The sequence below is a fragment of the Streptomyces sp. NPDC014764 genome, assembly GCF_043082785.1.
Lineage (GTDB): Bacteria > Actinomycetota > Actinomycetes > Streptomycetales > Streptomycetaceae > Streptomyces > Streptomyces althioticus.
Genome location: NZ_JBIBXY010000005.1, coordinates 444,301 through 457,523 on the forward strand (window position 1 = coordinate 444,301; position 13,223 = coordinate 457,523).

The window sequence follows — 13,223 nt, forward strand, 5'->3', positions numbered from 1 at the left end:
GCTCCGTTCGCTGGACTTCCGTTCGCGCAGTTCCCCGCGCCCCTTGGGCCGTGCTTGAAAGGCTCCGTTCGCTGGACCCCTGTTCGCGCAGTTCCCCGCGCCCCTTGGGCCGTGCTTGGAAGGCTCCGTTCGTTGGACTTCCCTTTGCGCAGTTCCCCGCGCCCCTTCAGGCGCGTTTCTGCACCGTGTGCTGGACAGGGGGCGGGTTACGCCGCCGTTTGCAGGGTTGGCTGGGGGCCCGCTTCCTTCGTGGGCAGGGGGACCGAGGTCGTGAGCGTGCCGCGGCGGTGCAGGAGGTGGCCCGCCGCGATGGACGCGGCGATGATCACGCCGCCCGCGATCAGCGCACCCCGCGCCCCCGCCAGCTCCATGAGGAGCCCCAGGGCCGGAGGCCCGCCGAGGCTCCAGACCGTGCCGACCGAACCCCACACCCCCAGCACACGCCCCCGCATATGGGCGGGCGGATCGGTCTGGAGGACCGCCGTGCCCGCCGTGTCGGAGACGGACTCGACCACGGCCATGGGCAGGACCAGCACCAGCAGCACCGCCAGCGAGGGCGACAGACCGGCCACGATCTGCAGCAGCGCCCCACTCGCGGCCAGCGCGCCGACCAGCCGCACGGACGGACGGCGCAGACGCGCGCCGAGCACCGCGCCGACGATCCCGCCGGCCGCGAGGACGGTCGACACCGTGCCGAAGGCACCCGCGCCGCCCGCGAGTGGGCCGGTGACCAGGACGGCGAGGGTGAGGCCGTAGTTACGGCCGAAGACCGCGCTGATGCCGGTCACCCCCGCGAGCGCCAGCAGCCGAGGCCGGCGGGCGAAGAAGGCGAGCCCCTCCCGCACGCCCATGTCGGACTTCGGCCGCCGGGCGGCCCGCCCGGTGACCTGCCGCACCGCGCCCGCCGCCGGGCGCAGGAACGGGATGACCGCCGTCACGAAGAGGAAGGAGAAGCCGTTGGCGAAGTAAGCCGCCGCCGTGCCGAGGAAGCCGACGGTCACGCCGGCCAGGGCCGCGCCCGCGAGCCGTCCCGCGTTGAAGACGAGCGCGCCCACGCCGATGGCGGAGGGCACGTCCTCGGCGGGGACGAGGTCGTTGCCGAGCAGGGCACAGGCCGGGTTGTCGACGGTGGCGACCGTGCCGGTGACGGCGGCCAGCACCATCAGGGTGGTCATGTCGAGCCGGTCGAGCGCCACCAGGGTGGCCGTGGTGAAGGCGATGACGGCGAGCGCGGCCTGGCTGACGGCGGCGGTCAGCTTGCGCGGCCAGCGGTCGACGGCCGCGCCGCCGAGGACGCTCATCAGCAGGGCCGGGGCCGCCTGGACGGACATGGACAGGCCGGTGGCCGCGGCGGACCCGGTGATCTGGAGGACCAGCAGGTTCTGCACGGTCAGCTGCATCCACGTACCGGCGTTGGACACGAAGTTCGCGACTGACCACCAGCGCATGCTGCGGTGCCGGAGGGAACGCCAGGGCGACCGGGACCCGGACGGGGCGGGGGAGGGTGTGGAAGACACGGTGCGCTACTCGGGGAGGAGCCCTTGGAGGCTCGGCTGAGTGGGCGCGGGAAGGAGGTCACCGGCTGCGCTGCGCGGCGGTTCCCGTCGCCGGATCGGGCGCGCACCATCGTGACAGAAGGGACCCCCGAGTCCTTTCCACCGCACATGCTCCGTGGACGGACACGGGGGTCAAACGCCCGCACCCGCACGGCACTTGGCCGCGCGAGTGCGGTTGCTCACAGGGAGGTTTGCGGGGCGGGACCGCGGGAAGAGGGGCCCGCCCCGCAGGCCCCGCCCCGGTCAGTGGGACAGCTTGGCGCGGGCGCGTCCCGCCGCCGCGGCCGGTCCGGCGCCGGCCTTGAAGGCGCGCCGGGCGATGTGGGCTTCGCGGCGCAGGTCGTGCGCGGCGTGCCGGCTGCGCCACAGCACGGAAGGCCGGGCCCCCGTGTCGTCCGCCGCGATCAGCAGTCCGCCGAGCAGGCCGAGGTTCTTGAGGAAGTGGATCCGGTGCTGGGATTTGTCGCCGGAGTCCTCCTGCTCCCAGAAGCGGTGCGCGGCGAGCGTGGTGGGCACGAGGGTGGCGGCGATGGCGAGGGCGGCCGGGCGGGACATCCGTCCGGTGGCCAGCAGCAGTCCGGCGGCCACCTGGACGGCGCCGTTCAGCCGCACGGAGTCCTCGGTGCGGTCCGGCAGTGCGCGCAGGCGGTCGGTGACCGGCCGCACGACGGGCTCGGCCAGCCCGGCGACGCGGTCGGGATGGCGGAGGGTGTCCAGTCCGCCCGCGATGAAGATCGACGCCAGCATCGGCCGGCCGAGGACGCGCAACAGGCTCATGTCCTTCTCCTGGAGTGTGGAGGGTGCGGTGCGCCGGGTTCCCCGCACGACGGGGAGCATGCGGCGGGGACGGGCGGCGGGGCCGTCACCAGAAGCGGGTGGTGAGGGCGGGCTGGCGGACCGCCTCGACGGCGTCGCGCAGGCACAGGGCGACGCCGATGGTGGCGCGCAGCACCGAGGGCCGTACGCTCTGCGCGGTCTCGGTGGCCAGGACCAGCAGGCAGCCCGCCGCTTGTTCGACCACGGAGACCGGGAGGGTGCAGTCGCCGTCGGCGGCCGCGCGGAACGCCTTCAGCGGGACGCCGGCTCCGTCGACCGTCCGCCGGGCGGCCTGTTCCAGGTACGGGACGGCCTGTTCGCAGAGGGTGGCGGGCAGGGTGAGGGTGCGCTGGAACGATGAACTGGTCATGTTCACAGTGCTCCCACGGTGTGGCGCGTCCGCACCGGCCGGAGCGGGTTTTTCACCGTCCCGCGTGAGCGTGCGCCGCGCCCGCGCCGGGCTCGTACGCTGGGCGGGCCGCGAGAGCCGGAGCACGCCGTGGAACCGAGGAGGCCGCCGATGACCCTGTCGTCCCCCGCATCCGGCGAGGAGAGCCCCGGCGCCGTGGCGGCGCGGCTGACCGGGCGGGCGGTGACCGGCGTGCGGCCGCTCTCCGGCGCGCTCGTCGAGGCCGCCCTGGACGACGGCCGCACGGTGGTCGTGAAACGCACCGAGGAGGCGGAGGCGGCGCGCGCGGAGGCGGCCGGGCTGCGGTGGCTGGCGGAGGCGGACGCGCCTCCGGTGCCGCGGGTGCACGGCCGGGAGGGGGCGTGGCTGGTCCTCGACCGGGTGGTGCAGGGGCGTCCGGGCCGGGAGGCGGCGCTGCGGTTCGGGCGTGAGCTGGCCGGCCTGCACGCGGCGGGCGCGCCCGCGTTCGGGGCGCCGCCGCCGGGCGGTCCCGCCGAGGCGTTCATCGGGCCGGCCCCGATGCGCAACGTGACCGGTGACGACTGGCCGGCGTGGTACGCGGAGCACCGGGTGCTGCCGTATCTGCGCCGGGCGGTCGACGCGGGCACGACGGACGCCGGCGAGGCGGCGGTGATCGAGCGGGTCTGCGCGCGGCTGCCGGAGCTGGCGGGTCCCGCCGAACCGCCCGCACGGCTGCACGGCGACCTGTGGAGCGGCAACGTGCTGTGGGGCGCGGACGGCAGGGTCCATCTGATCGACCCGGCCGCGCACGGCGGGCACCGGGAGACGGATCTCGCGATGCTGGCGCTGTTCGGCTGCCCGATGCTGGACGCGGTGCTGGAGGGCTACCAGGAGGCGGCGCCGCTCGCCGAGGGGTGGATGGAACGCGTCGGCGTGCACCAGCTGTTCCCGCTGCTGGTGCACGCCGTGCTGTTCGGGCGGGGCTACGCCGGGCAGGCGCTCGGCGCCGCCCGGTCCGCCCTGGCGCTGTGATCTCCCGGCGGGATCCTCAGCGGGTCACCACGTGCCGCTCGTCGGGCACACAGTGGGTCATGGTCAGCCCCGTCACGTCGCGCGGAGGGTTGTCGCCGAGGTTGGCGAGCCGCTTGCGGTCCTCCTCGGTGAGGGTCTGGCCCTCCAGCGGCTCCAGGTGGGCGACGTCCTCCGGCGTGATGCCGAGGCCCTCGCCGACGCGGCGGCCGAGGTCGGTCTCGACCAGCAGGAAGTGCCACACCATGCGCTCCTGCACCGGTCGGTCGCACTGGGACAGCAGGTCGGTGAAGTTCTTCACCAGGTCGTCGCGCTCCCAGTCCTCCAGCAGCATGTAGCGCTGGCCGGCCTGCAGGTAGTCGTTGGTGCGCTCGATCCGCTTGCGGGTGAGCCGGCCGCGGATCTCCGGGCCCTGCTCGTCGTGCGTCGGGTAGTGGGCCTCACGCAGGCCGCCGGTGATGGACGGCTCGTAGTTGACGTGGGAGTTGTCCCCGCCGTCCACGTGGTAGGCCATCTGGCCGTCGCGCTGGTTGGTGCGCACCTGCGCGTGCTTGGGCTGGTTGACCGGCAGCTGGAGGTAGTTCGGGCCGACCCGGTGGCGCTGGGTGTCGCTGTAGGAGAAGGTCCGGCCGACGAGCATCTTGTCGTCGGAGAAGTCCAGGCCGTCGACGAGGACACCGGTGCCGAAGGAGATCTGCTCGTTCTCCGCGAAGAAGTTGTCCGGCATCCGGTTGAGCACCATCTTGCCCACCGGCTTCGGCGGGAAGTCCTGCTCGGGCCAGGTCTTGGTGTCGTCCAGCGGGTCGAAGTCCAGCTCCGGGTGCTCGTGGTCGTCCATCATCTGGACGAGCAGCTCCCACTCGGGGTGGTCACCGCGCTCGACGGCCTCGTAGAGGTCCTTGGTGGCGTGGCCGAGGCCCTGCGCCTGGACGTTGGCCGCGTCCTCCTCGGTCATGGAGCGCACACCCTGCTTGGGCATCCAGTGGTACTTGACCAGCTTGGTGTTGCCCTCGGCGTCGACCCACTTGTAGGTGTTCACGCCGAAGCCCTGCATGTGGCGGTAGTCCGCCGGGATGCCGCGCGGGCTGAACAGGTTCACCAGCATGTGCATCGACTCGGGCGTCTGCGACATGAAGTCGAAGATGCGGCGCGGCTGCTGCTCGAAGGTGACCGGGTCCGGCTTGAGGGCGTGGATGACGTCGGGGAACTTGATGGCGTCGCGGATGAAGAAGACGCCCAGGTTGTTGCCGACGAGGTCCCAGTTGCCGTCCTCGGTGTAGAACTTCACGGCGAAGCCGCGCGGGTCGCGGGCCGCCTCGGAGGAGTCGCGGCCGCCGATGACGGTGGAGAAGCGGACGGCGAGGTCGGTGCGCTTGCCGGCCTCCTGGAACAGCTTGGCGCGGGTGTAGCGGGAGATCGGCTCGTCACCCCACTTGCCGTACGCCTCGAAGTAGCCGTACGCGGTGACGCCTCGGGCGTGCACGACGCGCTCGGGGATGCGCTCCCGGTCGAAGTGGCTGATCTTCTCGAGGAACTGGTAGTTCTCCAGCGTGGCCGGGCCGCGGGAGCCGACGGTGCGCTGGTTCTGGTTGTCGTAGACCGGGTGGCCCTGCCGGTTGGTGAGTACCTTGCGGTCGTCGCCGGTAGCGGGGCCCTGACTCGAGGTGTCCGTCATGATTCGCTGGGCTCCTTGCGCTGCTGCTTCTGGCCGGTGACGGGCCGGGGCGTGGCGGCTCCGGGCCGTCGGCCGGTTCCTGGCGGGCGGCCCGGGTACCCGGAGCCGCGGCGTCATGCACGCGTTCGCGGCCCGTTCACGGCGAAGGCCGGGCGCGCGGTGGCCCGGCCGCGGTCGCATCCCGTCGGCGGCGTGCGTACGAAGGCCATGCTGCCCCCGATCGGCACGGGCGGCGACCGGAGCGCCGCGGAGCGTGACGGCGGGCCCACGGCCCTGCGGTGACGGTGCCTGCCCATCGGTGTCCGCGCCCGGAGCGGAGAGCGCGTGCGGGCATGGCGGAGGGCGGGAGCGCGACCGGTCCCCCGTTCCGGTCGTGCCCCCGCCGTGGCTAGAAACTATGCAAGGCGGGGCTCGTGTGTGTACCGCGCCGGTGCCCGCTGCCCGGGTCCCGGGCACTCACCTGTGCACAGGTGAGTCCGAATCGCCCGGTTCACTCCCCCGCGAACAGCGGCTGCTCCAGGTCGCCGACCGCCAGATGGGCCAGGGCGACCTCGTAGAGATCGGTCCCGGCGGCCAGGAGCTGCCGTTCCAGAACCGGTTCGGCGCTGCGGACGTGCTCGCGCACGGTCTGGGCGTGCATGCCGAGGGACTGCGCCGCCCGCTCGGCGTTGGCCCCCTCGGCGATCCAGGTGCGCAGGGTGCGGCGCACGTTGCGCGGGTCGGGGTCGAGGCGGTCCAGCAGCTCCCGCGCCCAGGAGGAGACGGCCGGTCCCGACAGCAGCTCGGTGAGGCGCCGCGCGCTCGCGGCGGAGTCGGCGGGCCCGTGTCCGTCCAGCAGGTTGATCTGGGTGTGCAGCGCCAGATGCACGACGGCCCGCACGGTCACGTCGTCGAAGTCGACGCCGAGCATGGACTCCACGCGGTCCATGCGGGCGCGCACGGTGTTGCGGCTGACGCCGAGGATCTTGGCGGTGGCGACGGCGGTGAACTCCAGGCCGAGCCGGGTGGTGGCGAGCAGCTCGGCGCGGGTGTGGTGGGGCAGCGCGTCGAGCGGGCGCAGCACCCGCGCCGCCCAGGTGCGCAGCGCCGTGGGGTCCATGAGCCGCTCGGGGTGGGTGCGCTCGGCGTACACCGCCGTCTTGTCCGGCCGGAACCGGGCCACGGCCAGCGCGCTGACGGCCTGTCCGTAGGCCGTGGCGGTGCGCGCCAGGCTCTGCCAGACGCTGCCGCCGACGAAGGTGTCGGAGTGACGCTCCACCAGGGAGCGCATGTCGGCGGCGGTGGCCTCGCGCGGGCTGAGGACGATCACATGGCCGTCGACGGCCGGGCAGCGCACCACCAGTGCCTCCTCCTGGGTGCGTTCGATGCACTCGGCGGCCAGCCGGTCGCGTACGGAGGGGTCGGACTCCAGGACGTAGACGCAGGCGGTCTCGGCGTCGAGCAGGCCCGGCCAGAGTCCGGCGGCGACGCGGCGCGCGGAGACGGTGTCCTCGACCATGAGCAGCTGGAGGATCGCCAGCCGCAGGTCGGCGGTGGCCCGCCGGAGCCGGACGCCGGCCGCCTGCGTCTCGTGGGCGGTGAGCAGCAGTTCGATCACCTGAGCGGTGTGCGTGACGACGTCCGAGGTGTGCCGGTCGAAGGGCGTCCGGCGGGAGACGGCCAGGACACAGGCGCCCGTGGGGTGCCCGGTCCGCACCAGCCGCAGATGGCGTCCGTCCCCGTCCCACGCGGCGGACGCGATCCGGCCGGAGGCGACGTCCGCGGCGAGCGCCTCGTCCAGCGCCAGCGGGGCCCCGGCGAGCAGGTCACCCGCGCCGTCACGGAGGGCCACCTCCGCGTCCACCGCGCCGGCCAGCCAGTCCACGACCCGGCGGACGTCCCGCGCGGCCGGCCGCAGATGCTCCAGCAGTTCCCGCGCCCAGCCCGGACGCCCCGCCACCTCCGTGGCCGCCCCGTGCGCCGTGTCCTTTCCGCCTGTCACCTCGGCCTTCCCCTCGTCTCTCGCCCTGTGGCCCGGACGGGGGACGTTACCCCACGGTCCGGCGCCGCTCACCCCGGCGCGACGGGCCCCGCCCCTCCCCTGCGGGTGACGCGGGGCCGGTGTGCCGCGGGGCGCGGCGCGGTCGGCATAAGCTCGGTGGATGGCCAAGTACTTCGACGTGCACCCCGACAACCCCCAGCCGCGCACCATCGGCCAGATCGCCGCCGCCATCCGCGACGACGCGCTGATCGCCTACCCCACGGACTCCTGCTACGCGCTCGGCTGCCGTCTGGGCAGCCGTACCGGCATCGACCGCATCCGCACCATCCGCAAGCTGGACGACCGGCACCACTTCACCCTGGTGTGCCGCGACTTCGCGCAGCTCGGCCAGTTCGTACGGATCGACAACGACGTCTTCCGCGCGGTGAAGGCGTCCACGCCGGGCCGCTACACGTTCATCCTGCCCGCGACCAAGGAGGTGCCGCGCATGCTGCAGCACCCCAAGAAGAAGACCGTCGGCGTGCGCATCCCCGATCACGTGGTCACCCAGGCGCTCCTGGAGGAGCTGGGCGAGCCGCTGCTGTCCAGCACCCTGCTGCTGCCCGACGAGGCCGAGCCGATGACCCAGGGCTGGGAGATCAAGGACCGGCTCGACCACGAGGTGGACGCGGTGCTGGACTCCGGCGACTGCGGCACCGAGCCGACCACGGTGATCGACTTCTCCGGCGGCGAGCCGGAGATCGTGCGGGCGGGCGCGGGCGACGTCTCGCGCTTCGAGTGACGGGAGGACGGCGCGACATGACGGACGTGCGGGGGACCGAGGTGCGTGTCCCCACGGAGGACGGGACGGCGGACGCCTACCTGGCGCACCCGGCGGACGGTGCGCCCCGGCCGGCGGTGCTCGTCTTCACCGACGCCTTCGGGCTGCGCCCGACGGTGCGGGAGGCCGCCGACCGTGTGGCGCGGGCGGGCTTCACCGTGCTGGTGCCGAACCTCTTCCACCGGCGCGGACCGGCCCCGGTGGTCGAGCTGCCCGCCTTCATCGACGCCGAGACGCGCGGGCAGATCTTCCGCCGGCTCCGCCCGGTCATGCAGCAGCTGACGCCGGAGCGCGCGACCGCCGACGCGGGAGCGTATCTGCGCTGGCTCGCGGAACTGCCGGAGGCGGCGGACGGTCCGGTGGCGCTGGTCGGCTACTGCATGGGCGCGGGCCTGGCGCTGCGCACGGCAGGTGCCTTCCCGGACCGGGTCGCGGCGGTGGCCGGGTTCCACGGGGGCCGCCTGGCGACGGACGACCCCCGCAGCCCGCACCTGGCAGCGCCGCGGATCACCGCGGAGGTGTATCTCGGGCACGCCGACGAGGACCCGTCGCTGCCGCCGGAGCAGATCGAGCGGCTGGAGAGGGCGCTGACGGACGCGGGCGTCCGGCACCACTGCGAGGTGTACCCGGGGGCCGCGCACGGCTTCACCCAGTCCGACACGGCGTCGTACGACGAGAAGGCCGACGAACGTCACTGGGCGGCGCTGCTCGACCTGTTGGACCGCGCCTTCCGGCCCGGTGCGTCAACGTGACGGTGCGGCAGCGGGGTTGACGCGCCCCCGCCCACCGTCCGTACGGGACACCGTTGTTACGGTGCACGCGTGTCCGAATCCTCACGCGACACCGCCGAGGGCGCCGGCTGGGGCGTCTCCGAACGCGGTGAGTACCTGCGGCTGGTGCCGCGCCAGGCCGAGAAGATCTCCTGGCTGAACCCGAGACATCTGTGGGCCGCCCGCAACGGCGTTCTGGCCTCCTGGTTCGGCGACCCGACCGGGGAGGTCAGGGCGCGCTGGGCGGCCCGGCGGGCCGCGGCCGGGGCGCCCGCCGACCGCGTGATCCGGCGCGACGACCCGGACCGCTTCTCGTTCCTGGTGATCGGCGACACCGGCGAGGGCGGCGAGCCCCAGTACGCGGTGGTGCCCGGCCTGCTGAAGGAGGGCCGGGACACCGCGTTCGCCGTGCTGGCGAGCGACGTCATCTACCCGGTGGGATCCGCCGACGACTACGGCCCCAAGTTCTTCCGCCCCTACCGGGACTACCAGGCGCCGGTCTACGCGATACCCGGCAACCACGACTGGTACGAGGACCTGGCCGGCTTCATGCGGGTCTTCTGCGACGACGCCGGGCCACTGCCGGCCGGCCCGGAGCCGCGCCTCCTCACGCGCGCCCGGCTGCGGTCCCTGCTGTGGCACCGGCCCAGCCCCGGCGACGGCGAACACCTCGACGAGGCGAGGAAGTTGCGTTCCTCCCCCGCCCAGCGGGCGGTGCAGCCGGGCCCGTACTGGGCGATCGACGCGGGGCCGGTGCGGATCGTCGGCATCGACACCGGACTGCTCGGCACGATCGACGCCGAACAGGGCGCGTGGCTGCGCGAGGTGTCCCGCGGCCCCCGCCCGAAGATCCTGGTGACCGGCTCGCCCCTGTACGTGGACGGCGAGCACCACCCGTGCCCGGTCGACGGCGGCGGCACCGTCGACGACATCGTCCGCGACCCTGCCCACCGCTACGTGGCGGCTATCGGCGGCGACATCCACAACTACCAGCGCTACCCGGTGCGTCTGGACGACGGCCGCACCCTGCAGTACGTGGTGGCGGGCGGCGGCGGGGCCTTCACGCACGCCACCCACACCATCCCGCGGGTGGACGTCGCCGGGGTCACCGAGGCGGACTTCCGCTGCTACCCACTGCGCGGCGACTCCCTCGCCTTCTACAGCGACCTGTACGGGCGGCGGACGCGGCTGCGCCGCTTCTTCTCGCTGACCGAGGCGGAGGCGGCCGCGGTGATCGCCGAGCGCCTGGGCATCGGGCCGACCCGCGCACCGGGCGCGCCGGCCCGGGTGACCCGCCGGATGCGGCTGGTCGCGGGGCTGCTCGGCACCGGACGCCGGCCCGACCGGGGGAAGCGGTTCCGGCTGCCGGTGCGCAAGGCGTACCAGTCGCTCTTCTCGCCCGGTTCGGCCACGTACAGCCCGCCGTTCTTCAAGTCCTTCCTGCGGATCGACGTGACCCCCGAGGCGCTGCGGCTGCGCTGCTTCGCGGCGACCGGGCAGCGGGCGCAGGAGGTCGCCCCGCCCGTGGAGGACGAGGTGACCGTCCCGCTCACGTAGGGCAGTTCACCAGCGGCCGGGCGCAGTGCCGGTGAGGGGCCGGGAGGGCGTGCCGTCCACGCCCACGGGCACGTCACCGGCGAGCATCACGCGGTGCATGATCCGCGGGTGGTCGAGGTGGGCCGTGTCCGCGGGGGCGAGGTGGACGGTGGCGCGGTTGTCCCAGAACGCCACGGTGCCCGGCTCCCAGCGCAGCCGCACGGTGTACTCGGGCCGGGTGACCTGCTCCAGCAGCATGTCCAGGATCGCCCGGCTCTCGGGGCGGGACAGTCCGGTGATCTGTTCGACGTAGTAGCCGTTGACGAACAGGATCCGCTCCCCGGTCTCGGGGTGGACGCGCACCAGCGGGTGTTCGCTGGCCGTCTGGTGGTCCAGCAGATGGCGTACGTAGGCGTCGTCGCCGGGCCTGGGCTGGTAGCCCACGCCGAGGCGGTGCTCGGCGCGCAGCCGGTCGGCGAACTCGCGCACCGGGGCGGACAGTCCGGCGTAGGCGGCGGCCAGATTGGCCCAGGTGGTGTCGCCGCCGTACGGGGGTACGGTCTCGGCGCGCAGGATGGTCGCGGCGGGCGGGTCGACGCGGGCGCCGTGGTCGCAGTGCCAGCCGCGCAGCAGGGTGTGGCGGCGCCGCAGCAGCCACTCGTCCTGGTCCATGCCGTACCGGCCGCCCAGTTCCAGGCGGTCGGCAGTGGTCTCGATCTCGGGGAAGTCCGCCGGGGAGGCGGAGCCCCGGCGGGGCAGGACGACCGGTTCGCCGAACCGGCGGGCCAGCGCCACATGTCCGGCGTGGTCCAGGCGCTGGCCGCGGAAGAAGACCACCTTCCAGCGCAGCACCGCCTCCCTGATCGCGGCGACCGTCCCCTCGTCGAGGTCCTCCGCGAGGTCCACGCCCGTGATGTCGGCCCCGATGTGCCCGGCGGCGGGGCGCACCTCCGGCTTCCCCGTGCGCTCCCGGTCCGTCCCGACGCGGCTCTCCGTCGTCATGCGTCCCACTCCGTCGCTCGTACCCGCCGGCCCCGGGCGGACCGGCTCCCGGGAAGATCGTGGCAGGGGATCCGGGCCCTGGCGACAGGGCGCCCGGCCCGTCCGGTTGATCACCGCCCCCCGCGTGGCCGACGCTGGGAGGACGACACAGCGACCGGAGGGCCCTCCCGTGACGAGCATCCCGCAGCACACCCTGAACGACGGCACCACGATCCCCGCCCTGGGCCTGGGCACCTGGCCCATGGACGACGCCGAGGCGGAGCGGGCGGTGACCACCGCCCTGGAGGCCGGCTACCGCCTGATCGACACCGCCGCCAACTACCGCAACGAGACCGGCGTGGGCCGCGCCGTGGCCGGCGCCGGGGTTCCGCGCGAGGAGATCGTCGTGACGACGAAGCTCCCCGGCCGCCACCACGGCTACGAGGAGACCCTCGCCTCCTTCGAGGAGTCCCGCGCCCGGCTCGGCCTGGAGTACGTCGACCTGTACCTGATCCACTGGCCGCTCCCCCGCGTCGACAGGTACGTCGACTCCTGGAAGGCCATGGTCAAGCTCCGCGAGGACGGTCTGGTGCGCTCGATCGGCGTCTCCAACTTCACGCCCGCCCACATCGAACGTCTGGAGAAGGAGACCGGGGTGCTGCCCTCGGTCAACCAGGTCGAGCTGCACCCGTTCTTCCCCCAGGACGCGCTGCGCGCCCACCACGCGGACAAGGGGGTGCTCACCGAGAGCTGGAGCCCGCTGGGCCGGGGTTCGCAACTGCTGGACGACCTCGCGGTGGCGGCCGTCGCCGACGCGCACGACGTCACCCCGGCGCAGGCGGTGCTGCGCTGGCACCTCCAGCTCGGCGCGCTGCCGGTGCCGAAGTCGTCCGACCCCGAGCGTCAGCGCGCGAACCTCGACGTGTTCGGGTTCGAGCTGGACGAGGCGCAGATGCGGACCGTCTCGGACCGGGCGCACCGGCGGATCGGCGGGGACCCGGAGGTGCACGAGGAGTTCTGACCGGATACCCGGCCGCTCGTGGGGAAGGCGGACGGACCGGCGGAGGGAGCGGCGCGGTGGACGGAACGGACCATCTGCGGGACTACCACGGCAAGCGGCACTTCGACCGGACCGCGGAGCCGCGCGGCGGCCGGAAGGCGGAGGTCGCCCTGCCCCGGTTCGTCGTGCAGATCCACGACGCCCGCCGGATGCACTTCGACTTCCGGCTCCAGGTGGGCGACGTGCTGAAGTCGTGGTCGGTGCCGAAGGGCCCGTCCGCCGACCCGCGGGACAAGCGGCTGGCCGTGCCGACGGAGGACCACCCGCTGGAGTACGAGGAGTTCGAGGGCGTCATCCCGCGCGGCGAGTACGGCGGGGGCACGGTGATCGTCTGGGACCGGGGCACGTACGAGCCGCTGAGCCACGACCGGCGGGGCCGCCCCGTCGACTTCGCCGCGTCGCTGGAACGCGGCCAGGCCACGTTCCGGCTGCACGGCGCGAAGCTGCGCGGCGAGTACGCCCTGACCCGCTTCCGGAGCGGCGGCGACGGGGAGGAGGCGTGGCTGCTGGTGCGGGCCGCGAAGGGCGGCTCCGGCGGCCGGGGCGCGCCCGATCCCCGGCGGGCGCGTTCCGCCCGGACGGGCCGCACGCTCGCGCAGGTGGTGGAGGAGGACGGCTGAGTCCTCGGG

General features: G+C 74.0%; 12 protein-coding genes. 6 read left to right on the forward strand and 6 right to left on the reverse strand.

Going from position 1 to position 13,223, the window contains the following annotated elements; translation table 11 throughout:
* Window positions 1–206 precede the first annotated feature (206 nt).
* The 3 genes from ACF1AG_RS16295 to ACF1AG_RS16305 form a co-directional block, all read right to left on the reverse strand.
* Complete coding sequence (locus ACF1AG_RS16295) at window positions 207–1,448, reverse strand: MFS transporter (protein WP_391809914.1); 1,242 nt, start codon at window positions 1,446–1,448, stop codon at window positions 207–209.
* Between the two features lie 351 nt (window positions 1,449–1,799).
* Complete coding sequence (locus ACF1AG_RS16300; RefSeq protein WP_359603820.1) at window positions 1,800–2,333, reverse strand: DoxX family protein; 534 nt, start codon at window positions 2,331–2,333, stop codon at window positions 1,800–1,802.
* An 85-nt stretch (window positions 2,334–2,418) separates the two neighbouring features.
* Entirely contained in the window at window positions 2,419–2,742 is a 324-nt protein-coding gene (locus ACF1AG_RS16305) for a hypothetical protein (protein WP_359603822.1), read from the reverse strand.
* A gap of 150 nt (window positions 2,743–2,892) precedes the next feature.
* Between ACF1AG_RS16305 and ACF1AG_RS16310 the strand changes: the two genes are divergently transcribed.
* Complete coding sequence (locus tag ACF1AG_RS16310) at window positions 2,893–3,774, forward strand: fructosamine kinase family protein (protein WP_359603824.1); 882 nt, start codon at window positions 2,893–2,895, stop codon at window positions 3,772–3,774.
* Window positions 3,775–3,790: 16 nt separating this feature from the next.
* Here the strand turns inward: ACF1AG_RS16310 and ACF1AG_RS16315 are convergent, their stop codons facing one another.
* Together ACF1AG_RS16315 and ACF1AG_RS16320 are read right to left on the reverse strand one after the other, a co-directional pair.
* Window positions 3,791–5,446, reverse strand: coding sequence for a catalase (locus ACF1AG_RS16315; RefSeq protein WP_359603825.1), 1,656 nt, complete (start codon window positions 5,444–5,446; stop codon window positions 3,791–3,793).
* Window positions 5,447–5,936: 490 nt separating this feature from the next.
* The gene (locus ACF1AG_RS16320; protein ID WP_359603827.1) at window positions 5,937–7,427 is read right to left on the reverse strand and encodes a helix-turn-helix domain-containing protein; all 1,491 of its coding nucleotides are present in this window, start codon (window positions 7,425–7,427) and stop codon (window positions 5,937–5,939) included.
* A 160-nt stretch (window positions 7,428–7,587) separates the two neighbouring features.
* Between ACF1AG_RS16320 and ACF1AG_RS16325 the strand changes: the two genes are divergently transcribed.
* The 3 genes from ACF1AG_RS16325 (at window position 7,588) to ACF1AG_RS16335 (ending at window position 10,574) form a co-directional block, all read left to right on the forward strand.
* Window positions 7,588–8,208: an L-threonylcarbamoyladenylate synthase gene (locus ACF1AG_RS16325; protein WP_391809915.1), complete on the forward strand. Its 621-nt coding sequence runs from the start codon at window positions 7,588–7,590 to the stop codon at window positions 8,206–8,208.
* 17 nt (window positions 8,209–8,225) lie between these two features.
* Window positions 8,226–8,999, forward strand: a complete 774-nt coding sequence (locus ACF1AG_RS16330) for a dienelactone hydrolase family protein (protein WP_387796509.1) — start codon at window positions 8,226–8,228, stop codon at window positions 8,997–8,999.
* Window positions 9,000–9,068: 69 nt separating this feature from the next.
* Entirely contained in the window at window positions 9,069–10,574 is a 1,506-nt protein-coding gene (locus tag ACF1AG_RS16335; RefSeq protein ID WP_359603831.1) for a metallophosphoesterase, read from the forward strand.
* 6 nt (window positions 10,575–10,580) lie between these two features.
* On the opposite strand, the gene ACF1AG_RS16340 is transcribed toward ACF1AG_RS16335, so the two are convergent.
* Window positions 10,581–11,555 (reverse strand): TauD/TfdA family dioxygenase, encoded by a 975-nt coding sequence (locus ACF1AG_RS16340; protein ID WP_359603832.1) that lies wholly within the window; start codon window positions 11,553–11,555, stop codon window positions 10,581–10,583.
* 169 nt (window positions 11,556–11,724) lie between these two features.
* Here ACF1AG_RS16340 and ACF1AG_RS16345 point away from each other — a divergent pair, with 169 nt between their 5' ends.
* Entirely contained in the window at window positions 11,725–12,555 is an 831-nt protein-coding gene (locus ACF1AG_RS16345) for an aldo/keto reductase (protein WP_387796513.1), read from the forward strand.
* A gap of 56 nt (window positions 12,556–12,611) precedes the next feature.
* The gene (locus ACF1AG_RS16350; protein ID WP_391809916.1) at window positions 12,612–13,214 is read left to right on the forward strand and encodes a DNA polymerase ligase N-terminal domain-containing protein; all 603 of its coding nucleotides are present in this window, start codon (window positions 12,612–12,614) and stop codon (window positions 13,212–13,214) included.
* Window positions 13,215–13,223: the final 9 nt, after the last annotated feature.